This window comes from Bryobacter aggregatus MPL3, assembly GCF_000702445.1.
Classification (GTDB): domain Bacteria; phylum Acidobacteriota; class Terriglobia; order Bryobacterales; family Bryobacteraceae; genus Bryobacter; species Bryobacter aggregatus.
In genome coordinates this window covers 2,120,011-2,140,915 of record NZ_JNIF01000003.1, presented here as the reverse complement: position 1 = coordinate 2,140,915, position 20,905 = coordinate 2,120,011, and the positions used below count along the sequence as shown (strand labels likewise).

Here is a 20,905-nt window from a genome sequence, read left to right as displayed (position 1 = left end):
CCTGCTACTCGACTTCTATTTCGGCGGGCGCCAGAATCTTCAGATTCGCTTTTGCGGGAAGGTGCGGCAAATCGATCTTATCCACCTTCCAACCCTTGTGGCGAAGCACGCCAGCTTTCACATTGCCGTCGGCAGGCACATTGCCCAGAAGCTTGATGGCCGAGACATCGTTCTTCAGCGCACCGGCCGCACTCAATTGGGTGGTGGCCCCTTCGACGCCATCGATAATCGGCTGCAGCGACAGATAACGCAGCAGGCTGGCGCGCGAATTCTCATGAATACTGCGGACAGCGGCTCCGATCTGTTCATCCGCATAGGGAGAGATATCTTCCATCAGGAAGTCAAGCAATCGCGCGTCGCGTTGCAAAACGCTCAGCAATTGCAGCGCGCCGTCGCTGGTGGCAACCGTTGCCACAGGCGCAGGCTTTGCCTCGGCGCGACTCGCCGTACGGCGCGACAGGCCAAGGGCGGCGATTACGGAATCAGGCAGTTGTCCGCCAAACAGCAGACCGAAGAAAGACGAAAATGCGAGCGAGATACGGCTCAAGTTCAGCTCGAGCCTCCGTTTCTATTGGGGATTTCGGCCAGATCGGCCACAACTTACATTCTAGCGCCCGTTTCCAGCTAGGATAAGCACAGATGTCAGACCCGGCCCCGAAGCTGAAGCGTGGCGAACTCGCGGAATCGACCGGAGTGAACAGTGAAACCCTGCGTTTTTACGAGAAGGCAGGCCTGCTCCACCCGGAACGCGGCGCCAATGGCTACCGGCTCTACGATCCCGAAGACGCCAAGCGCATCCGTCTGGCCCAACGCGCCGTCGGCGTCGGCTTCAGTTTGAACGAGATCAAGCAATGGCTGGAGAATGACACCCAAGCCCTCGAAAACGCGCTCGGCCAGATTGAAACCAAGATCGGCGAGATGGAAAAACTCCGCAAAAGCCTGAAAAAGCGCTTGAAAAAACTTTGACCCGAAACAAAGCAGCCCGCCGCCTTCTCTATTGACAAGTAAAAAGCAAGCAGGCGGGTGGGTGGCGGCGATCTCCGGGGGGTTATGAGAGTCGCCACCCGCAACTGATTCTGGCATGATGCTAGTCAGTCTATGGAGGAACGCTTCCAACGGATCCAGGCTCTATTCCATGCCGCGCTCGACCTTCCGTCCTCCAGGCGGCAGGCCTTTTTGCTCGAACAAACCGGCGCTGACGATGCGTTGATCGCTGAGATCAACGCATTACTTGCCGCCGACGAGAATCATCCGCCGGAACAAAGCGCCTCCGCCGCATCACCGCTCCAACGCTACGGCATCTACCAGACCATCTCCATCCTCGGACGCGGCGGCATGGGCAGCGTCTATCTTGCCGAGCGATCCGATGGGCAGTACAACCAGAAAGTCGCCGTCAAAGTACTGGCTCATCATCTGGGCGGCGAAGACTTCGAGGCGCGCTTCCGCGTCGAGCGGCAACTGCTTGCCCAGATGAATCACCCGAACATCGTGCGCCTGCTCGATGGCGGCATCACCGCCTCCGGCGAACCCTATCTGGTCACCGAGTTCGTCGCGGGCATCTCGCTCGACCGCTACTGCGACGAGCGCAAGCTCAGCATCACCGATCGGGTGAAGCTCTTTCTCCAGGTCTGCTCTGCCGTCGACCACGCACACCAGAATCTGATCGTGCACCGCGACCTCAAACCCTCGAACATCCTCGTCACCGAAGAGGGCGTCGCAAAGCTGCTCGACTTTGGCACGGCCAAGCTGCTAAAAGGTCCCAATGAGCAGACCGTCACCGAGGTGATGCTGCTCACACCGCGCTACGCAAGCCCCGAGCAACTGCGCAAGGACGCGATCACGACACGCAGCGACGTCTACTCGCTGGGCATGATTCTTTATGAACTGCTCGGCGGCCAGCGCCCCTTCGGCGACACTGGCGAAGTTGTCCAGGAACTCGCCCGCGCCTATCAATATTCAGAAGCCGCCCCGCTCGGCAAAACCACCAACGCCGAGGATGCGGCCAAGCGGGGCAGCAGCCTGGGCGATTTGCGCCGCCAACTGGCCGGAGACCTGCGCGTGGTCACAGCCAAGGCTCTCGAGCACGATCCGCTCCGCCGCTATGCGAGCCCGCGCGAGTTGGGCGACGATCTGCAGGCCTGGCTCGATTCCCGCCCGGTCAAGGCGCAGCCCGCCACCATCTGGTATCGCTCGCGCAAGTTCCTCTACCGCCAGCGCTTCGCCGTCGCGGCCACGCTGCTGATTGTCGCCGCCGGCGCCTCGGGCGTGGTGAGCACGCTGCGGGAGAAAGCGCTCGCCGAGCGCCGCTTCAACGACGTCCGCAAGCTGGCGCACTATCAGCTCTTCGATCTCTACGACGAAACTCTCGATGTAGACGGCACAACCAAGCTACGGGCCGGCATGTCCGACCGCGCCTTGCAATATCTGGATTCGCTCGCCGCCGATGCGGCCTCGGACGAATCGCTCGCAGTCGAAGTAGCGCTCGGCTTTCTGCGTGTTGGCGATGTGACGGGCAACTATGCCATGCAGTCGATGGGGCGCTGGCAGGAAGCGCTCGCGGCCTATCGCCGCGGGCTCCAGCTTGTCGAGAAGTACAACTCCTTTGCCGCCCGGCGCGCCCGTTTGCTGCTGCAAACCAGCATTACGAACACGGAGCTCTCGGTCGACCGGCGTCCGGAACATGCCCAAAAGATCCTCGCGCAGGTCAAAGAGTACGAAGACTTGGCCGCGCAGGAACCGAAGAACATCGAGAATCATCTGCGGCTCGGCAAGGCCTATCAGAACGCCGCCCGCGCCGTGCAACAACCGAGTGGCGTGGGCGGCTTCACAGACCTCAGCGAGGACTGGACCAGAAAAGCGAAGGCCGCCTACGAGAAGGGCCTCGAGATCGATCCCGATTCGCAAGCGCTGCTGCGTGCGCTATACCAGCTCTCGAATGAACGGGCTGGCTGGATCGCACAAACCAAGCCACAGGAGGCCCTGCGCTGGGCCAGCGATGGTGAGTTGTGGCGCATGCGCATGCCCGCCGCCGCACGGCGCTCCCCGGTGGTGCGCCGCGAAGAGGCCGCGGCCCTCTCCTCCCGCGCCACTGCGGCCAGCAGCCTCGGGGAAAGCACACAGGCTCTCGCCGACATGGACGGTGCCATCGCCATTTTCGAGAGCCTGGTACAGGCCGACCCCGACAATCTCGCCGCACAGATGGATCTGATCGTCGTCAGCAACAATCGCGGCCTGCTCTGCTACGATCTGGGCCGCAAGCAGGACTACGCGAAGGCCTATGAGAGGTCGCTCGAGCTGGCAGACCGGCTCTATGCGATCCGCCCCATTCCGCGAGCCGCCGAGTTCCGCATCAAATGCTTTTACAACTTGAGCTACGCCTACTCCGAGTTGAAAGACCCACGCGCCGACGCGATGCTCGAAAAGACCGTCGCCATTCTCAAAAAACGGGCCGCCGAGATGCCGGACGATCTGCTGAGCCGGGTGGAATATGCCGACCTGGTGCTGAATCTGAAGCATCCCGGCTACGACAATCCCGCCGATGCTCTGCCCTATGTGGAACAGATCACCAAGATCGCACCGGGAGAGCTGAATGGCTGGGAGTTGCTGGCCGCCGCCCAGTTCCAGTTGTTGAACTACGAAGGCGCAATCGCCTCCTTAGAGAAATCGCTGACCACCATCGCCGCGCCCAAAGCAGGAGAAGAGCCATCCCGCATCTACAAGGGGCTCCTCGAACGCCTGGAGAAGGTGCGGGCAACCGCCGCTAAGGCCGCGAAAAATTAGCGAGAGCAGCCTTCCAATAGGGCGACAGTTCGCGCTCGGCAAAGGCCGCAAAGCCCATCGTGTTCAGCTCGCGCAGGGTCTGGCCATAGTGTTCGAGCAGAGGGTCGGCCAGCATCCGCCGTCCGCAACGCAAGGTGTTCAGCGCCACCGCCGTCGAGACATCCATCAGAGACTTGCTCTGAGTCTGCGCGGTTTGCTGCAGCAAGCGCCAGTCGGCCTCAACTCGCGCCTTCTCGGGCGGCTTAGTCATGGTTTTCTTCAGCGCCTCCCACTCTGCGGTCAGCGCTTCCCGGTTCAAGGGTGGGGTGTTGAAGGTTTCGGCCAGACGGCCGCTCCCCCGCTCGAGGGCGTCGAGAAGATCGGTCATCGTCCGCACAGACCCGGCCCCCGTCAGCCAGCCTTCCTGTTCGAGAGTGCCGGCGATTTCGGCCATCAGCTTGCCACCAGCGCCCGACAAATCGGCCATCGCGGCCAGCACCCAAACCGGAGAAGCATGAAAGACAGCCAGCGACACCCATTCGATGCCATTGCCCGCCGTGCGGCGCACCATGAAGTCTTCGGGTAGCGATTCGTCCGTGCCGTAGGTGCCTTCGACGCGCCCCACCTTCTCGATCAGAAAACGCAGTGTCTGTTCGACCAGCGATTGGTAGAGCCGGGTACGCCGGAGAGCGGGCGGCAAGGTGATCTCGCTGCCTTCGCGCAGCAAGCCCGCCGCCAAAGCGGTGAGGGCGCGGAGGCTGCGCTCCGGCAAACTGAGCAGATAGCGTCCCGCCTTAGCGGACTTTTTCATCCTTTTCGACTTTTCCGTCGCGAATGTGGATGATGCGATGCGCGTGCATGGCAACGTCCAGTTCGTGGGTGACGAGGATGATCGTATTGCCTTGAGCGTAAAGCCGCTCAAACAAAGCCATGATTTCCACGCTCGTCGTCGAGTCGAGGTTGCCGGTGGGTTCGTCGGCCAGCAGAATCGAGGGGTTGTTCACCAGGGCCCGCGCAATGGCGACACGCTGCCGTTGTCCACCCGAAAGCTCGTTCGGCTTGTGATACATGCGCTTGGCAAGATCCACCTGTTCCAGACAGGTCTTGGCCCGCTCGAGGCGCTGCGCCTGCGTGAAGCCCGCATAGATTAGCGGCAATTCGACATTGTGCAGGGCAGTGGCGCGCGGCAACAGGTTGAAGCTCTGGAAAACGAAGCCAATTTCCTTGTTCCGGATGCGCGCCAGATCGTCGTCCGACATCGAACTGACCAGGCTGCCATTGATGTAGTATTCACCACCGGTCGGGGTATCGAGACAGCCGATCAGGTTCATCAAGGTCGACTTGCCGGAACCCGAAGGTCCCATGATCGCGACATATTCGCCGCGCCGGATCTCAATCTCCGTACCGTTGACGGCATTGATCACCTGATCGCCCATGACATAGGTTTTCTTCAGGTCATAGGTGCGGATGACGATGCCATCGCGTTTGAGTTGCTCGCCACGGAGCTTCGGGTCCGTAGCAACGGCAGTAGACATGGATTAAGATTCCGCCTTCGTTATGGTCTTATTGTCTACTTTAACCTTTGCGTCGTTGCGTAGGGTACGAATCACCTTATAGGAACCTGTAATGATCTCCTGCCCCTCCGTCAAACCGCTGGTCACTTCGATATCCGTTGTGCCGGTGATGCCGGTTTCCACCTTCTGGAAGACGGCCTGGCCATTCTTCACCACAAAGACACCCTGTACTTCTTCCTTGGCTGCCTTCACTTGGGCCGGATTCATCGTCTGATCCTTCTTGTCACCCTCCTTGACAGCAGCGAGATCGCCCTTCTGCCGCACGGTGAGCGCCTGGATCGGGATCGCCAGCGTCTTCGGACGCGTCGCCGTGGTCACCCGCGAGGTACAGGACAGGCCGGGACGGATTTCCTCCGGAGGATTCTCGAGAGCAATCACCACCTTGAAATCTTTTGCTTCCTGCGAGGAGATGGCGCTTTGCGAGGCCGCAAGGCCGGTGGAACGCAGAATCGCCGTGTTTCCGATCTCAATCACCTTGCCGGTGAACTTCTTGCCCGGAATGGCGTCAATCGTAATCTCGGCCCGCTGGTCAAGCGCGACATTGACGATATCGGTTTCGTCCACCTTCACCTCCGCGGTGATGATCGACATGTCGGCAATCGTCATGATCAGGCTGGCGGCGGAATTCTGGATCCCCGGCACCACTGTTTCGCCCACCCGCACCGGCAGGTTGGTCACCACGCCGTCAATCGGGCTGGTGGCCATCGTGCGCTGCAGGACGTCGGCAGCAGAACGGAGATTCGCCTGCGACGCCGTCACCCGGCGCTGGGCAGCGGAGAGCGTGGCGGCCTGCTGGGCCTTCGCGGCACGCAATTGGAGAACACGGGCCTGCGCTTCGCGAACCGCGGCTGCATTGGACTCGTAAGCACTCTTCTTGAGTTCGTAATCCTGACGGGCGATCAGCTTCTCTTTGTACAACTGCTCGGCGCGATCGTAATCGAGCTTTGCCCGGCTGGCATCGGCTTCAGCGCGCTCAATCGAGGCTTGCGCCGATCGAATATTCTCGTCAGCGGCCTTCAAACCGGCTTCGGTCGCGGTCGACTCGGCCTCCGAACTGGCAACATTCGCTCGCTGCGCTGCCAGTTGCGCTTCCGGTTGCACCGATTCGAGCTTAGCGAGCAGCTGCCCTTTCTTGACGCGCTGGCCTTCCACAACCAGAATGTCGGTAATCCGCGACGGCGCATTCGCGTTCGAGCCGATGTTGATGTAATTCCTTGGCTTGATCTCGCCGGATGCAGTGACCAACGAGACGAGATCCTGACGCGTAACCACCGCCGATGTCACGGCAATGATGGCATTCTGCTTCATCTTGTAATTGGCAAATGCGGCGACGCCGCCAATTGCCAACACGCCAATTCCGATGGCGACTTTCCACTTAGTTTTCAACGATCGACTCCCGAATGATTCAGACGACAGATGGCCCAAAAAAGTTCAAAAAACAACACTTTCGAGTTCAGGGACGCTGAAACCGTCTTTTTCTTACAACGTCGCAAAGTTTATTTGCGGTTCAACCATTTCACACTCACCGGTTGGGAGCCGGTGCAAGCCATACTGTCGGTCATCCCGGAAGCGATCATCGCACAGGCATTGTCGGTGGCGGCACGCACGGCCAACTCTTCGCTGGCCCCCAGCGCGGTACGGCAATTCTTGCGGCCCTGATACTCCATGCAGACTTCCACACGATATTGGCTGTAGGACATCGTGTTGTAGATGAGGGCTCCCAGAAATGCAATGGCGCCCACAATGATTCCAACAACGAGTTTGGGATTCTTCATGTCCGTTCCTTAGCCCGTGAAGAAGGGAGCCATCTTGCGGAATTTCTGGTAGCGCTGGTCCACCAGTTGGCCCGGACTCAGCGTGGACAAGTCTGCCAGAGCCCGGCGGATTGCCACGCCCAGCAGTTCGCCCGCCTGATCGAGATTTTCGTGTGCCCCGCCGGCCGGTTCCGGAACAATTTCATCAATGATGCCGCGCTCGAGCAGATCGGGCGCCGTCAGCTTCAGCGCCGCGGCGGCGAGTTCAGCCTTCGCCGAATCGCGCCAGATGATCGCGGCGCAACTCTCGGGCGAGATCACGCTGTAATACGCGTTCTCCAGCATCAGAATCCGGTTGCCGACGCCCATGCCGAGCGCGCCCCCGGAACCGCCTTCTCCAATCACCACAACGATGACCGGCACCCCCAGACGCGACATCTCGCGCAGGTTGTAGGCAATCGCTTCCGCCTGGCCGCGTTCTTCGGCGTCCATTCCTGGGTAGGCGCCCGGCGTATCGATCAGCGTCACAATCGGACGTTGGAACTTGTCAGCCAGCTTCATCAGCCGCATCGCTTTGCGGTAGCCTTCCGGCTTGGGCATGCCGAAGTTGCGGGCCAGCTTCTGCTTAGTGTCACGCCCCTTCTGCTGCCCGATCACCATCACCGGCTTGCCGTCGAGGAAGGCATAGCCTCCCAGAATGGCCTGATCGTCGCCAAAGTGACGATCACCGTGCAACTCAGCGAAATCGGTGAAGATCCGCTGGATGTAATCGGATGCGTGCGGGCGTTTCGGATGACGGGCCAATTGCACCTTCTGGTATGCGGGGTTTGGACCTGCCGGTACTGGCGCGGGCGTACTATCGGGATGAAGCGCGTGGATGCGCGCTGTAATGTCTTTCTCGGACATTCTGTGTCTAGGCTTCGCCTGTTGCCTCAAAGGAGTTCGCTCCGAACAACTTTGCCAACTCGCCTTTGAATTCTCTGTCTGCTCTCACTTTAGAAGCCAGATCTAATGTTAGCGAAAAGTCGCGGCTCTTTTCGAGAACAATGCGAATCCCTGCTGGTCCCGGCTTTCTTTGGATCAGATCATCAAGCGCCTTCGCCCGTTCCGCCTCCTCACCATTCAGCTTGATTTTTAACTGCACCATTGATGGAAGTTTGACACGAGCGTTGTCGAGCGCCACCAGATCCTGGATCGACAAGCGCGGTGGCGCCGCCTCATCCACCAATACTTTTGCCGTAATAATCACCGCCTTGTCTTCTTCGAGGTACTTCGAAAGTCCTTCAAACTTCGAGGCAAACACCATGCAATCCACGGTTCCATGGAGATCTTCCAATTGCATCGCCGCCCACATTTCCTGCTTCTGATTCCGCTTCCGCTGGATCGCGTTTAAAATGCCACAAACCTTCACCTCGACGCCGCGCTCCACACCCACCAGCGTCGCCGTGGTGTGCGTGCCCAGGTCTGTCACCTTGTCGAGGTATTGGTCGAGCGGGTGCCCGGTGACATAAAAGCCGAGCAGTTCTTTCTCTCCAGTCAGCTTCTGCGGGGCCTCCCAATCGGGCACATTCGGTAGCTCTTCTGCGACTTGCTTGTCCGGGCCTCCACCAAACATGTCGCCAAAGAGCCCGGACTGGCCGGAGTTGCGATCCTTCGATGCCCGGATGCCGGTCTCAATCGCCGCATCAAGAATCGCCATCTTCTGCGAACGGGTGCCCTTCAATTCGTCCATCGCGCCGCAACGGATCAGCGATTCGATCACGCGCCGGTTGACCGCCTGCATGTCGACGTTCTCGCAGAACTCATAGAGCGAGTTGAACTTGCCCTTCTCCGCGCGGACCTTGACGATCGCCTCCACCGCATTGGCCCCGACGTTCTTAATCGCACCGAGTCCAAAACGGATCGCATCGCCGCTGGGGGTAAAGTTCAGATCGGAAATGTTGACGCTCGGCGGCAGCACCTGGATCTGCCGTTCGCGGCACTCATTGATGTAGCGCACCACCTTTGCGGTGTTCCCCGTTTCCGAGGTGAGCAGCGCGCTCATGAACTCCACTTTGTAGTTTGCCTTCAGATAGGCGGTGACGTAGGCCAGGTAGGCGTAGGCGGCCGAGTGGCTCTTGTTGAAGCCGTAACCCGCAAACTTCTCCATGTGGTCGAAGACTTTTTCGATCTTCTTCGGATGGAAGCCCTGCTTGAGTGCGCCTTCGAGAAAGCGCTGGCGCTGCGCCACCATCTCCTCGAGCTTCTTCTTCCCCATCGCGCGGCGCAGCAGGTCGGCGTCTCCGAGCGAATAGCCGGCCAGCGTATTCGCCATCTGCATCACCTGCTCCTGGTAGACCATGACGCCGTAGGTCTCCTCCAGGATTGGCTTCATTTCGGCGATTTCGTAGGTCACCGGCTTGCGGCCATGCTTGCGATCGATGAAGTCATCGATCATGTCCATCGGGCCCGGGCGATACAGCGCGTTCAGCGCGATCAGGTCCTCCAGGCGATCGGGCTGGTAGCGAATCAGAATGTCCCGCATGCCGTCGGATTCAAACTGGAAGATGCCCGAGGTTTGCCCGTCGCAGAAAATCTTGTAAGCCGCCTCGTCGGTGAGCGGAATGTCCTCCACCACCAGCGCCTCGTTGCGGTGCTTTTGGATCAGCTTCTGCGTGTCGGCGATGATGGTCAGCGTCGTCAGGCCGAGGAAATCCATCTTCAGCAAGCCGAGCTTTTCGAGACCCACCATGTCGTACTGGGTCACGATTTCGTCCTTGTTCGTGCGGTACAGCGGAACAAGTTCTTTGAGTGGCCGCGGAGAAATGACGACGCCGGCGGCGTGGATGGAGGCGTTGCGGGCCATGCCTTCAAGGCGCACGGCAATGTCGAGCAGTTCTTTCACCTTCGGGTTGGCCCGGGCCATTTCGCCGATATTCGGCTCCATCTCCATGGCCTGCTTCAGCTTGATGTTCAGCGGCTGGGTGGGAATGAGCTTGGTGAGCTTTTCCACGTCGGCATAAGGCATGTCCATGACACGGCCAACGTCCTTGATCGCCGCCCGCGCGCCCAAGGTACCGAAGGTGATGATCTGCGCCACCTGTTCGCGGCCGTACTTCTCGGTGACGTACTTGATCACGTCGCCCCGGCCACGCGTGCAGAAATCGATATCGATATCAGGCATGGAGATGCGTTCGGGGTTGAGGAAGCGCTCAAAGAGCAGGTTGTACTCGAGCGGATCGATATCGGTGATATCCATCGCATAGGCCACCAGCGAACCCGCCGCCGAACCACGGCCCGGCCCGACTGGAATGCCCGTCTCCTTGGCATGGCGAATGAAGTCCCAGACGATCAGGAAGTAGCCGGGGAACTTCATCTGCTGGATGATGCGAATCTCGCGCGTCAGGCGCTCTTCATACACCTCCATCGGGTAGCGCAGCTTACCGGCGCGGAGCAGCATTTCGAGCCGCGCCTTGCGCTTCTCGAAGCCATTGCGGGCCACCCATTCGAAGTAGCTGTCGACCGTCTGGTTCTCCGGCATCTGGAAGACCGGGAAGGGATCGGCAATGGCCGGAAGCTTCAGATGGCAACGCTGGGCGATGTCCCAGGTGGCATCCAGCGCCTTCGGGTAATCGCCAAACAGCTTCTCCATTTCGGCACGCGTTTTGAGATAGAACTCGGGCGTATCGAAACGCATGTGGTTCGGGTCAGACAGCGTGCGGCCGGTCTGGATGCAGAGCATCGCCTCGTGGGCATTGGGGTCGTTGGCCCGCAGGTAGTGGGCGTCGTTAGTGACAACCAGCGGGATGCCGGTCTCGCGGGACAGGCGGCTGACCCCAGGCACGACAATGCGGTCCTGATCGAGACCGTGATCCTGCATCTCCAGATAGAAATTGCCCTTGCCGAACATGTCCTGGTATTCGTTCGCAAAGCGGAGGGCGTCGTCGTACTTGTCCTCGATCAGCATCTCCTGCACGTCGCCGCGCAGGCAGGCCGAAAGACAGATCAGCCCCTTGGTGTGCTGGGCAAGCAAGCCCTTGTCGATGCGCGGCTTCTGGTAGAAGCCATCGATATAGCCGGTGGAAACCAGCGAGATCAGGTTGCGGTAGCCCTCTTCGTTCTCACAGAGCAGCACCAGATGGTGATAGCGATTGCCCGCATTTTTGACCGAAGCCGCCTCGCGGGTGACGTACATCTCGCAACCCAGAATGCCGTTGATGCCTTGGCCTTTTGCCGCGTTGTAGAACTCGAGACCGCCAAAGAGATTGCCATGGTCGGTCATCGCGATCGCCGGGGACTTCTGTTCCGCCACTACCTGCATCATCTGACTGATCTCGCAAGCGCCGTCGAGCAGCGAATAGTCGGTGTGCGTGTGGAGGTGGATAAACGGTGCTTTGTCGCCCATGAGGAACCTCCATTTTACCGGGCGGGTGCCAAAATAAACTCCAGTATGCTCACCGTGATTCTGGTATGCTGGCACGCCGAAGAAGCCGCGCCGCGCATCGCAGGGCTGGAGAAGCTGGGTTGCGAGGTCCGATGGCTGGGCCCGTCGTCCAGCTTTTCGATGAAGAACGCCGGCGCGGACGGGGTGTCGGCGATTGTGATCGACCTCGGCCGCCTGCCCTCCCACGGAGTCTATTGCGCCGAGCACTTTCGCAAGATGAAGCGCTTTCGCAGCACGCCGATTCTCTTTATTTTGGGCGATCCGGCCAAGATGGATGCCATCCGGGCCGCCTATACGCTGGACACCTTCACCACCTGGCCGCGCCTGGCTGGGGCGCTCAAGAAGGCGATCGCCGCCGGAGAAGTGCGTTATGAGCGGCCGCCCAAGGTGGCGCGCCCCGAGCGCAGCCTCGCACAGAAGCTAAACCTGAAGGCCGGCTCACGCGTCTACCTCAAAGATGCCCCGCGCGAGTTCTTTACGGCGCTGCGTGAGCTTCCCGATTCGCTCGAATGGCTCGAAGAACAGGCCGGCTCCAACCAGGCGCTGCTGTTCTTTGACGATCCCGACCAGTTGTATCGCCAGTGGGATCTGCTATCCGAAATCGCGGCCCGCCATAGCTTTTGGCTGGTTTATCGCAAAGGAGTCTTCAAGCTGCCGGAGTTGAACGAGGCGATTCGCGATTCCGGGCTTGCCAGCTTCAAGATTTGCGCCATCAACGCGAATTGGACGGGGATCCAGATCCACCACTCCCGGAAAGAGAGAACATAGAGAGTATGCGAGTCCTGCTGTATTCGGCTCTGGTTTTTGGTTCTACGCTCCAAGCACAGACCCCCACCTGCCCCGACAAGTCCGTTTTGATGCCCGTGACGGTGGAGGTGCGTGAGAGAAATGTTCTCGAGCCGATTCCTGGACTCAACACCAGCCACTTCCTCCTCTCCGGCAAGGGAATTGAGGAGAGAGCCGCCAGTCTCGAGCATCGCTTGCCCGCCGATATCGTTGTGCTGATCGAAGACCGTCCGCGGGGCGGGCTGCTGGCCGGTGCGGCAGCTCTTTTTGTGAAATCGCTGCTGCCCGGCGACCGGGTTGCGGTGATGACCTATGGAGTTTCGACCAAGCGGCAGTTGGCCTTCTCGCAGGATCCGGAAGCGATCCGGCTGGCCATTGAGAAGGGCGCCGACGGCATGCACGTGCAGGTGGCCCGACCGCTCTACGGCGTGGTGGATGCGTTGAAGCTGTTTGGCGACGCGACGCCAGGGCGGCAGCGGGCGATTTTCATGCTGGGCGACGATCTCGACAACGGATCGCAGATCCGCGTCGAACAACTCGCCGCCAACCTGATCGCAGAACGGGTGAGTCTTGATCTGGCGATCGACCCGGCGCCTTCGCGCAAGATTCCCCGCGTCAATCTCCCCACCCCAACCCTCGGCAACGAGGCGCCCGGCCAGAGACCGGCTGTTGTCGGGCAGCAATCCGTTGTCGGCCTGGCAAACAGCAGCGGAGGCGATTCGAACAAGTTCCTCGACGCCCACTATCTCGAGATCATGCGGGAACGCTTGAAGAACCGGGTCACCCTGAACTACTGCGTGCAGAAGAAGCATTCCGGCAAGCTGCCGCGTGTCGAGCTGACGCCCGAGGCCGCGCAGAAATGGCCCGGAGCAGAACTGCGCGCCCCGGGCATTGATCTGAATCGGAACTAAGCTGGGTCGAGCAGCAGTTGCGACTCGCTGGTGAAGCGCCGGAACTCACTGAAGGTCAACGTCGAACGATATTCCTTTGCTTCGATGAGCTGGAAGCGCGGCACCCACAAGCCATCCGCGGTCAAACGCAGCCCGAAGCTGAGCTTCGCCCGTGACGGCAGATTCGCCCGGTTGATCAGACCCACCGAATAGGGCAGCGACAGCCGGCCGTAGAGCAACTGGAACATGGCGTAGCGGGTGTGGCCGTATATCTCGAATTCGGCGCTGAGCCAATGCCCGGTCTCCTGATCAATGGCCAGCTTGCCATGCGCCGTCGCGAGATAGGCCAGGTCGCCCGCATATTCGCCTCCTGGCTTCGTTTCGACCAAAATTGCGTCGCGGCCCTCGATCCGCTTGCGGCCTGTCGTACGAAAACGATGTGCGGCCACCCAGCGGCTAAGCACATCCCGCTCCTCGCGCCATTTCGCCTGCGTCTGACTCGAAGCCGTGCGGAGATGCGCCCGCAGCCGCGTCTGCTCCGCTGCCGCCAGTTCTGCGTTGAGTGGCTGGCCATTCTCGGTGAGCCGCCGCCAATACATGCCGCCCCTGATCAGATTGACCTCATAGCTCTGCGAGATCATGGGTTCATGGATCGACCGGAACACGTCGTTCACCCCAAACACATAGGAGCGCATGCGTTCGAGGTTCGCGTCATCATGCGCAATCGCACGTTGCAGCAACGCCATCGTAGCCGCATCCGCCGCCCAAAGTGGCGCAGTCGCGAGGAAGCCTCTTCGTGTCATGCTGCGTCAAGAATAATATGCCGGAACGTCGATTGAAAGAGCTCCGCGGCATTGGCAAAAGTATGCTGCTCGATTTTGAACTGCTCGGAGTGGCAAACGTAGCCGATCTGGCCCGCCGCGATGGCTTCGTTCTGTACAAAGAGCTGGAAGAGAAGACCGGCAAGCGGCAAGACCCCTGCGTGCTCGACACCTTCCGTTGCGCCATTGCCCAGGCACGCAACCCGCAACTGCCCCGGGAGCAATGCGACTGGTGGTGGTGGAGCCGCGAGCGTCTGGCCGGGCGATGACCAGTCGCCGGAAATTTTTCTTTGCCGCAGCCGGAGCTTCTGCCGTCGCCGCTGCCGATTTTGTCCTGTACGAACCCATTTCGCCGCTGGTAGAAACCAAGCGCGTGCCGGTCTTCGGCGGCCTTGGCAGGCAGCCCGTGCGCCTGGTCCAATTGACCGACCTGCACTTGTCCTGGAGCGTGACACCAGAAATGATCCGTCATGCCTTTGAGCTCGCTCTTGCGGCCCGGCCCGATCTGGTGTGCCTCACCGGCGACTTTGTCACCCGCTTGCGCGGCACCGATGTGAGTTGCTATCCGGAGCTGTTCCGGATGCTCAGCAGCCGCGTGCCAACCTACGCCGTCAAAGGCAATCACGACGGCGGCCGCTGGTACCGGGAGCACATTGGAGAGTCGCAGACGCACCAGCTCGAATCGGCAATCGAGGCGGGCGGCGTGCAGATGCTGCACAACCGCGCGGAACTGCTGCGCATCCATGGCCTCGAGTTCTGGCTGAGCGGTGTTGGAGACCTTTGGAATCAGGAGATCGATGCGGCGCGCACTTGGGCGCCGATCCCGCCACGGGAGATGACAGTGGTCATGGCTCACAACCCCGACTCCAAGGATGTGTTGTCACAGCAGGAATGGAAGCTGATGCTCAGCGGCCACACGCACGGCAGCCAGACTTCGCTGCCCTTTGTGCGGCAGGCCCTTGCGCCCGTCGAGGACAATCGCTTCATTGCCGGGCTGGTGCCCTGGCCGGAGGCGCCGGGCGGCGCGCGCTGGATTCATACGAGCCGAGGCGTCGGCAATCTCTGGGGCGTACGTATCCTCTGCCGGCCAGAGGTTTCTGTCTTGGAGCTGGTCTAGGGGCGCTTCGCGCGCAGCCAGAGCTTGGCAAAATTGTTCAGATTGGTGCGGGTCTTGGGGCCACCGGACAGCCACTCTTCGTGGTGGAAATTACCGAAATTCCCTTCCCCAGCTTCAGGAGTATCAAGATCGCCAAGCGCGATGTTGATACCGACTTCACGGTCGCCGAGACTAGGCGACCAGAAGACGCCGGGCTCCACTTCAACACAAGGGTGCATCGCAATCGACCATTCGATCACATAGCCCTTGCCGCCCCGGCGCACGCGGGTGGCCGCCTGCATCGCACCACTGTCGATCCACTTCGAATAAGTGGCAAAGGCCTTTGGGTCACGGCGCGGTTCACCTTCAAGCAGCCCGCCTTTGCCGACACCGCCCAGACGGCTCTTGGTCAGATTGACCACCATCTGCCAGGAACGCCCACTGCCTTCGACCGACTCATCACCCTTCCATTGGTTCGAGGGGTTCAGCAGAATCTCCATCTCGTCACCAAACCAGGGAAAGGCCGCGCGCGTTGGTTTGCCATCGATGAACTCATGCGCCTGCGGGTTTTCCTTCGGCAGCCAGCGCGGGGTGTCGATGCCGTAGAGAATGTCGTCATCGATATCGAAGGCAAAATACAGGCGTTTGCCATCGTGTTTGACCCAGCCTTGCAGCTTCAGATCCTTCGGGTCTGTGGTGGGGGAAAAGGTGTGGGTCCAATCAAGGACACCGGAAATGGGAGTAGCGTCCGCCCATTCGCCCGGACTGAGGATACCGTCAATTTTGGGAGTTTTGCCAGGAAAGGCGTTGAGGACTTGCGGGGGTTGCCCCACACAGGAGGCTGCGATCAGGAACGAGATTGCGGCAGCAAGTCTCAATTTTTTCCTAACGTTTCTTCTTCGGCGCGGGGGCGGCAGGAGCCGCGTAAGGCATGCCGAGCGCCTTCAGTTCCTGCTTGGCAAGAAAGGCCTGCTCGCTATTCTCTTTCTTCTTGATTAGATTGCGGAACTCGTTCACCGCATCGGTTCTGCGGCCGGCATTCAGAAGAGCTTTTCCCTTCTTCAGTTGCGCATCCGGAGCTTTCGGAAAATCAGGATGCTGCTCAAGAATGGCATCGAAGTATTGGACGGCCTCGTCGAAACGCCCCTGCGTCATGAGCACGTCTCCGAGATTCAATTGTGCGTTCGGGACGTAGGTGGCATCTGGAAAGAACTTCAGATACTGCTGAAACTGCTCAATCGCAAAATCAAGCTGGCCCGCGTTCTTCGCCTGCACCGCATTCGTGTAGAGAGTTTCCGAAGAAATGCCGGGTGGCGGACCGGAAGAACTCGCGGTGGGGGCAGAAGGCGTGGGCGGCGGCGTATTGATGATGCGCACCGCATTGTTCATCTCGACAAGCTGGCCCTGGAGTTTCTTGATCAACTCCGAGAGTTCTGAAACCGACTCTTTGACCAGAGCCAGTTCGGTGGTCATCTGGTCGACCTTCGCGTTCACCCCGGCCACCGGAGCGTTCAACGAAGTCTGCTGCTCGCGCAGCTTGTCGCCTAGCGACTTGTCCAAAATCGCCAAAGAGGTTGTGGACTTGTTTGCCGTATCGAGCGATTGCTGTACGAGCACACTCAAGCCGGCAAATTTTTCGTCCATCGCGCTCTTCATGCTTCGAACGTCGTTCTGCAGGAGAGCCAGGTCGCGTTGGATTTCAAGGATCTTATCCTTTTGAGCCAACACTGGCACGGCCAAAGCCGTCAGAAGAACGGGAAGCGTAAAAAGCGCGATGGAACGCATAGTAAAAACCTCTGGACTGTTTAGTTGGCGCTGAAGTGAGCGCGGCGATTCTTCTGGTAGCAACTTTCGTTGGCTTCCGAGCAGGCCGGCTTTTCATTCCCGTAGCTGATGACCTTCAACTTATCGCCGGGGACGCCCAGATTCACCAGGTAGTCTTTTACCGACGAGGAGCGGCGGTCGCCCAAGCCCAGGTTGTATTCTGCCGAGCCACGCTCGTCGCAGTGACCCTCGATCGTAACGATGCCATCCGGATGCGCCGCGAAGATCTGCCGCAGAGCTTCTGCATTCTTCGTCAACTGGCCACGACCATCTTCACGAACATCGCTCTTATCGTAGTCGAAGTAGATATCGGAGAGAAGACTCCCCACCATCTCCGTCAGGGAGCGGCTGGAACTGGCAGGCGGAGCCGGACGGTCGGCAGGAGGCGCAGAGCTGACATTCAGCGTGACGCTCCGCTCGGTGGTGCCACCAGGGCCAGAAGCGCTAAGACGATAGGTGGTGGTGGACGACGGGCTCACCGAGCGGTTGCCAGAGGCCTGCACCGTACCGACACCAGCAGAGATGCTGACGGAATCGGCATTTTCAACAGCCCAGCGCAACGTCGCGCTCTGTCCAGCAGTGATCGAGGTCGGCTCGACACTAAAGGAACGAATGCTTGGGGCAGGTTTTGCCTCCGGGGGGGGCGCCGGGGTCGTAACGGGCGTTGGCGTAGAAACGGTCGGCTTCGTTTTGCAGCCAACAGCAAAGATCGAAAGGGTGAGCGCTAGGATTCCTACGCTAAATCTGGTTCGCAACATGGTCAGAGAGTCCTCCAAAGTTCAACAGCAGCAATTGAAACTTCTTAATGGGTCCAAACGGGCATTTCGTTGCGACCGGCCGAAGTGAGTTGCCTCACCTGCGTACCATCCGCAAGCATTGTCCAAATTTGTGGGCTGCCGCTTCTGTTTGAACAAAACACAATGTGCACGCCGTCCGGAGCCCACACTGGGTTCGTATTCCGACCTGCACCGTGCGTCAACTGTGTCAGTTCGCGCTTGGCGACATCCATCATGAAGATATTAAAATTTCCGGGCTCGAAGCCACGGTTCCAACTGAAAGCAATAATTTTTCCGAGTGGGTTCCACGACGGGTTCGCCGCTTGGCCCGACCCGTCGGTCAAGCGCTCAATATTCGCGCCATCAATATTCATTCTATAGACTTGTCCCGGCCCGGATCTACCTGAAACGAAAACTACTTCCGAAGAATTTTTCGGATTGATCTTCGGTTCGGTCTCGACAGCCCTCGCCGTCGTGATCCGGTTGAGCCCAGAACCATCCGGATTGGCACTAAAAATGTTCTGATAGCCACCACCGATCTTTGTCGCCAAAAGAATTAATTTTCCATCAGGAGAGAATTCTGGCGACGCCACAATACTCGAGATCGGATTCATAAATGTTAACCTACGCGAGCCCTCCGCGGTCATCATTGTGATCCCGGGATTGCCTTGCAGGTAGCTGGTGAAGGCAAGTTTTGAATTGTCGGCACTCAATGCAGGCGTTGTACAGATGCTGTTATAGCGGGTGACCTGCTTTTGTCCGGTCCCGTCATAGTCCATTGACCAGATCTCTTTAGCGCCGGTTCGATTGGAGACAAAATAAATCTTTGAGCCGGCCAGCGATTTCGCGCCGAACCTGGCCAGGATGTCAGCCGCAAATTCGCGGGCAATCTTCTTGGTCCCGGCCTCGTCGATCGAACCGAAGTACAGCTTCCCGAACATCTGGGCGTTGGTGAGATCGCGCTGGGTGACGTCGTAAAGCCAGCCAAAGAGCACCAGCTGACCGTTCTGGATTGCGGTGTAGCCGATTGCGACATAGTTCGCATTGGTCGGATTTCCCGTCCAGTCGCTGAACCAGGGTCCGGCACTGCGGCCGCCGATGGGCTCTTTCCAATCCTGAGGTTGCTGCGGAACGGCCAGCGGATAGAAGCTGCGGGGGGCAATCTTGAAGATGGCAGCCCCATTGATTTCGTCGAACAGAGTCTGGTTCCACAATTGCATCCAGGGCTCAGCAGCCCCGTTGCCCCGAAAGTTGGGGAGAGCAATCACAGGCTGAGAACTCCCCGTGATCTTCACGAGAATATCTGTCGCCTGGCCACGCAGCGCGGGAGCGAGACAAGTTAGAAGTGCTGTTCGTCTTTTCATCGTTTCAACTCAAACCAAAACTCTATGTTCGCAATGTTGCGTTCAAAACCGGTAGGCAAAGGCGGCAAAGGGTTTGCATCCAAAACAGCCCTTTGTGCCGAGAGATCAACGCCATAAACCCCAGACGTCTGTGCGATCTTGACTGCCGAGACCGTACCATCCCGCGCAATGCTGAAGGTGACAATACAGGGCTTGGAATTCCGGATGCGGGGATCGACATCATCGGTGTGCCATTTCTGCGACACACGTTCCCGGATCAATTTCTCATACCAGCCAAAGCGATTGCCGAAGGGCGAACTGCTGCTCGTCCCCACCCCACCCGAACCCTGCACCCCAATCATCGGGGAAACCGCAGCCTGCCCCAGATTGGAAGGCACCTGGTTGGGCACCACCGGATCTTCCCGATACTTCTGCGTGGAGGCAATCTGCTCCTGTTTTGATTTTTTCTCCTTCAGTTTTTCCTTTTTCTTGATTGGAATCGCGTCAGGCTGTTCTGGTTTCGGCGAAGATTTCGGCTGCGGCTTGACCGGCGTCGGAATCTGGGTGTCCGTATCGTTAGCAACCTTATTGACGCGGCCGTCCCGGCGGGGAATCGGAATCTGCGAGACCGAACTGATGCCGGCGCTCGCGCCGAGCGAATCCTTCTCCCCAAAATGATCCCGCTCCTGATGCATCCACCATTCGTACCCCACGAGTGCGGCAATAACACCGACATGGAGCAGCAGGGAATTCCGAAACCCGTGCGGACTAGCGGCGGTTGGAACGGCTGTCATCAGTCTGCGTCACCATCCGGACGCCGATCTTAGCGTCGGTCAGTTCAGAAACAACTTTGGCGATGGGGTCCCACGGCGTGGCTTTGTCGGCGCGGATATAGACGACATTCTCTTTTACCTTCTTGTTCGCCTTGATGATTTCCGAGAGCTCGTTGAAGTTCACCGGCTTCTCGTTGAAGTAGAGCTCGCCAGTTTTGGTGATATTCACCACATTGAGGTCCTGCGCTGAGGCCCGCTCGGTGCTTACCTTGGGCACTTCGATCTCCAGGCCAAACTGCATCGCCTGTGCCGTCAGCATAAAAATGATCAACAGAACAAGAACCACGTCGACGAGCGGAACGACGTTCATCTCAGAGAGAGTCGAGCCGCCATAGCGGCGCCCTCGCCGTCCCCCGCCCCCCGAATTGTCGATTGAAAAACCCATACTGCCCTAGCCCTCGAAGGTGCGTTCCACCAGATTCAGGAATTCGAGACCGAAGTCTTCCATCCGCGCGCCCATGTCCTTGATGAGACTCCCCAAATAGTTGTAGGCAATCGCAGCAGGAATCGCGGCGGCAAGACCGGCGCCGGTGGCAATCAGCGCATCCGCAATGCCCGGGCCTACAGTACGCAAACTCACAGAAGCGGACATCGACAAGGCCTCAAAGGCATCGATGATGCCCCAGACCGTACCAAAGAGTCCGATGAAGGGGGTGACAGAGGCAATCGTCGCCAGCCAGGTCATGCTCCGCTCCAGTTTCTGGATCTCTTCGCTGATTCCTAATTGCAGATTGCGTTCAATCATGAGCTTGTTCCTGATTTGACCCCGATTCCGGGCCTGCCGTTCCACTTCGGCGTAACCAAAGTCAAAAACGGCAACCAGGGGCGCCTGCGCATTCTGTTCTGCAATCAACGCAATCGCATCGAGTGCATTGGCCTTGCGAAAGGCCCGCAGGAACTTTCGATTGGCGTCCGCCGCCTTGCGCAGCACCCCCCATTTGGCGAAGATGATCGACCAACTGAGAAGGGAGGCTCCGATCAAAATGAGCAGCACCGCAAACGGGATCGGCTTAGATGGGTTGAATA

The 20,905-nt window shown here is 59.2% G+C and carries 21 protein-coding genes; 6 read left to right on the top strand and 15 right to left on the bottom strand.

Translation table 11 applies throughout. From position 1 onward, the window contains the following. Nucleotides 1–4 precede the first annotated feature (4 nt). Entirely contained in the window at nt 5–547 is a 543-nt protein-coding gene (locus M017_RS0110125) for a DUF2760 domain-containing protein (protein WP_051669800.1), read from the bottom strand. Nucleotides 548–639: 92 nt separating this feature from the next. Here M017_RS0110125 and M017_RS0110120 point away from each other — a divergent pair, with 92 nt between their 5' ends. Then, on the top strand, nt 640–966 hold the full coding sequence (locus M017_RS0110120) for a MerR family transcriptional regulator (RefSeq protein WP_051669798.1): 327 nt from the start codon (nt 640–642) through the stop codon (nt 964–966). A gap of 132 nt (nt 967–1,098) precedes the next feature. Further along, nucleotides 1,099–3,780, top strand: a complete 2,682-nt coding sequence (locus M017_RS27575; protein ID WP_051669796.1) for a serine/threonine protein kinase — start codon at nt 1,099–1,101, stop codon at nt 3,778–3,780. Here the strand turns inward: M017_RS27575 and M017_RS0110110 are convergent. The 6 genes from M017_RS0110110 to dnaE form a co-directional block, all read right to left on the bottom strand. Next, nucleotides 3,761–4,570, bottom strand: coding sequence for a hypothetical protein (locus M017_RS0110110; RefSeq protein WP_031497736.1), 810 nt, complete (start codon nt 4,568–4,570; stop codon nt 3,761–3,763). The two genes, M017_RS27575 and M017_RS0110110, sit on opposite strands and share 20 nt — an antisense overlap. Then, nucleotides 4,554–5,294: an ABC transporter ATP-binding protein gene (locus M017_RS0110105; protein ID WP_031497735.1), complete on the bottom strand. Its 741-nt coding sequence runs from the start codon at nt 5,292–5,294 to the stop codon at nt 4,554–4,556. The genes M017_RS0110110 and M017_RS0110105 overlap by 17 nt, the downstream gene beginning before the upstream one ends. A gap of 3 nt (nt 5,295–5,297) precedes the next feature. Beyond that, entirely contained in the window at nt 5,298–6,719 is a 1,422-nt protein-coding gene (locus M017_RS0110100) for an efflux RND transporter periplasmic adaptor subunit (RefSeq protein ID WP_031497734.1), read from the bottom strand. 110 nt (nt 6,720–6,829) lie between these two features. Continuing rightward, nucleotides 6,830–7,108 carry a hypothetical protein gene (locus M017_RS0110095; RefSeq protein WP_031497733.1) on the bottom strand — a complete coding sequence of 93 codons (279 nt, stop codon included), beginning with the start codon at nt 7,106–7,108 and terminating at the stop codon, nt 6,830–6,832. Nucleotides 7,109–7,117: 9 nt separating this feature from the next. After that, a complete protein-coding gene (locus M017_RS0110090) occupies nt 7,118–7,993 on the bottom strand; it encodes an acetyl-CoA carboxylase carboxyltransferase subunit alpha (RefSeq protein WP_031497732.1) in 876 nt (291 codons plus the stop codon). A gap of 7 nt (nt 7,994–8,000) precedes the next feature. After that, nucleotides 8,001–11,471, bottom strand: a complete 3,471-nt coding sequence (dnaE, locus tag M017_RS0110085) for a DNA polymerase III subunit alpha (protein ID WP_035957760.1) — start codon at nt 11,469–11,471, stop codon at nt 8,001–8,003. Nucleotides 11,472–11,516: 45 nt separating this feature from the next. Between dnaE and M017_RS0110080 the strand changes: the two genes are divergently transcribed. After that, complete coding sequence (locus tag M017_RS0110080) at nt 11,517–12,278, top strand: hypothetical protein (protein ID WP_035957759.1); 762 nt, start codon at nt 11,517–11,519, stop codon at nt 12,276–12,278. 5 nt (nt 12,279–12,283) lie between these two features. Further along, a complete protein-coding gene (locus tag M017_RS0110075; RefSeq protein ID WP_031497729.1) occupies nt 12,284–13,207 on the top strand; it encodes a vWA domain-containing protein in 924 nt (307 codons plus the stop codon). On the opposite strand, the gene M017_RS0110070 is transcribed toward M017_RS0110075, so the two are convergent. Next, nucleotides 13,204–13,989, bottom strand: a complete 786-nt coding sequence (locus tag M017_RS0110070; protein WP_155121341.1) for a hypothetical protein — start codon at nt 13,987–13,989, stop codon at nt 13,204–13,206. The two genes, M017_RS0110075 and M017_RS0110070, sit on opposite strands and share 4 nt — an antisense overlap. A 17-nt stretch (nt 13,990–14,006) precedes the next feature. Here M017_RS0110070 and M017_RS0110065 point away from each other — a divergent pair, with 17 nt between their 5' ends. Both M017_RS0110065 and yaeI read left to right on the top strand, forming a co-directional pair. After that, the gene (locus tag M017_RS0110065; protein WP_031497727.1) at nt 14,007–14,276 is read left to right on the top strand and encodes a helix-hairpin-helix domain-containing protein; all 270 of its coding nucleotides are present in this window, start codon (nt 14,007–14,009) and stop codon (nt 14,274–14,276) included. Continuing rightward, nucleotides 14,231–15,124, top strand: coding sequence for a phosphodiesterase YaeI (yaeI, locus tag M017_RS0110060; RefSeq protein ID WP_080507620.1), 894 nt, complete (start codon nt 14,231–14,233; stop codon nt 15,122–15,124). The genes M017_RS0110065 and yaeI overlap by 46 nt, the downstream gene beginning before the upstream one ends. Here the strand turns inward: yaeI and M017_RS26510 are convergent. Genes M017_RS26510 through M017_RS0110025 form a run of 7 tightly spaced genes read right to left on the bottom strand, consistent with a single transcriptional unit; the run spans nt 15,121 to nt 20,873 of the window. Then, nucleotides 15,121–15,981 carry a hypothetical protein gene (locus tag M017_RS26510; protein WP_051669794.1) on the bottom strand — a complete coding sequence of 287 codons (861 nt, stop codon included), beginning with the start codon at nt 15,979–15,981 and terminating at the stop codon, nt 15,121–15,123. The two genes, yaeI and M017_RS26510, sit on opposite strands and share 4 nt — an antisense overlap. A gap of 7 nt (nt 15,982–15,988) precedes the next feature. Then, nucleotides 15,989–16,888, bottom strand: a complete 900-nt coding sequence (locus M017_RS0110050; protein WP_031497725.1) for a tetratricopeptide repeat protein — start codon at nt 16,886–16,888, stop codon at nt 15,989–15,991. Nucleotides 16,889–16,908: 20 nt separating this feature from the next. Next, a complete protein-coding gene (locus M017_RS0110045; protein WP_031497724.1) occupies nt 16,909–17,685 on the bottom strand; it encodes an OmpA family protein in 777 nt (258 codons plus the stop codon). Between the two features lie 44 nt (nt 17,686–17,729). Beyond that, nucleotides 17,730–19,067 (bottom strand): PD40 domain-containing protein, encoded by a 1,338-nt coding sequence (locus M017_RS0110040; protein WP_031497723.1) that lies wholly within the window; start codon nt 19,065–19,067, stop codon nt 17,730–17,732. Next, the gene (locus M017_RS0110035; protein WP_080507619.1) at nt 19,064–19,840 is read right to left on the bottom strand and encodes a TonB family protein; all 777 of its coding nucleotides are present in this window, start codon (nt 19,838–19,840) and stop codon (nt 19,064–19,066) included. The genes M017_RS0110040 and M017_RS0110035 overlap by 4 nt, the downstream gene beginning before the upstream one ends. Beyond that, nucleotides 19,815–20,264, bottom strand: a complete 450-nt coding sequence (locus M017_RS0110030; RefSeq protein WP_031497721.1) for an ExbD/TolR family protein — start codon at nt 20,262–20,264, stop codon at nt 19,815–19,817. The genes M017_RS0110035 and M017_RS0110030 overlap by 26 nt, the downstream gene beginning before the upstream one ends. A 6-nt stretch (nt 20,265–20,270) precedes the next feature. Beyond that, the gene (locus M017_RS0110025; RefSeq protein ID WP_238325855.1) at nt 20,271–20,873 is read right to left on the bottom strand and encodes a MotA/TolQ/ExbB proton channel family protein; all 603 of its coding nucleotides are present in this window, start codon (nt 20,871–20,873) and stop codon (nt 20,271–20,273) included. Between the last annotated feature and the right edge of the window lie 32 nt (nt 20,874–20,905).

Excerpts from the sequence above, each read along its gene's own strand:
- M017_RS0110120 (WP_051669798.1), top strand. The coding sequence starts at position 640 with ATGTCAGACCCGGCCCCGAAGCTGAAGCGTGGCGAACTCGCGGAATCG.
- M017_RS27575 (WP_051669796.1), top strand. The coding sequence starts at position 1,099 with ATGGAGGAACGCTTCCAACGGATCCAGGCTCTATTCCATGCCGCGCTC.
- M017_RS0110110 (WP_031497736.1), bottom strand. The coding sequence starts at position 4,570 with ATGAAAAAGTCCGCTAAGGCGGGACGCTATCTGCTCAGTTTGCCGGAG.
- M017_RS0110105 (WP_031497735.1), bottom strand. The coding sequence starts at position 5,294 with ATGTCTACTGCCGTTGCTACGGACCCGAAGCTCCGTGGCGAGCAACTC.
- M017_RS0110095 (WP_031497733.1), bottom strand. The coding sequence starts at position 7,108 with ATGAAGAATCCCAAACTCGTTGTTGGAATCATTGTGGGCGCCATTGCA.
- M017_RS0110090 (WP_031497732.1), bottom strand. The coding sequence starts at position 7,993 with ATGTCCGAGAAAGACATTACAGCGCGCATCCACGCGCTTCATCCCGAT.
- dnaE (WP_035957760.1), bottom strand. The coding sequence starts at position 11,471 with ATGGGCGACAAAGCACCGTTTATCCACCTCCACACGCACACCGACTAT.
- M017_RS0110080 (WP_035957759.1), top strand. The coding sequence starts at position 11,517 with ATGCTCACCGTGATTCTGGTATGCTGGCACGCCGAAGAAGCCGCGCCG.
- M017_RS0110075 (WP_031497729.1), top strand. The coding sequence starts at position 12,284 with ATGCGAGTCCTGCTGTATTCGGCTCTGGTTTTTGGTTCTACGCTCCAA.
- M017_RS0110070 (WP_155121341.1), bottom strand. The coding sequence starts at position 13,989 with ATGACACGAAGAGGCTTCCTCGCGACTGCGCCACTTTGGGCGGCGGAT.
- M017_RS0110065 (WP_031497727.1), top strand. The coding sequence starts at position 14,007 with ATGCCGGAACGTCGATTGAAAGAGCTCCGCGGCATTGGCAAAAGTATG.
- yaeI (WP_080507620.1), top strand. The coding sequence starts at position 14,231 with ATGCGACTGGTGGTGGTGGAGCCGCGAGCGTCTGGCCGGGCGATGACC.
- M017_RS0110050 (WP_031497725.1), bottom strand. The coding sequence starts at position 16,888 with ATGCGTTCCATCGCGCTTTTTACGCTTCCCGTTCTTCTGACGGCTTTG.
- M017_RS0110045 (WP_031497724.1), bottom strand. The coding sequence starts at position 17,685 with ATGTTGCGAACCAGATTTAGCGTAGGAATCCTAGCGCTCACCCTTTCG.
- M017_RS0110040 (WP_031497723.1), bottom strand. The coding sequence starts at position 19,067 with ATGAAAAGACGAACAGCACTTCTAACTTGTCTCGCTCCCGCGCTGCGT.
- M017_RS0110035 (WP_080507619.1), bottom strand. The coding sequence starts at position 19,840 with ATGACAGCCGTTCCAACCGCCGCTAGTCCGCACGGGTTTCGGAATTCC.
- M017_RS0110030 (WP_031497721.1), bottom strand. The coding sequence starts at position 20,264 with ATGGGTTTTTCAATCGACAATTCGGGGGGCGGGGGACGGCGAGGGCGC.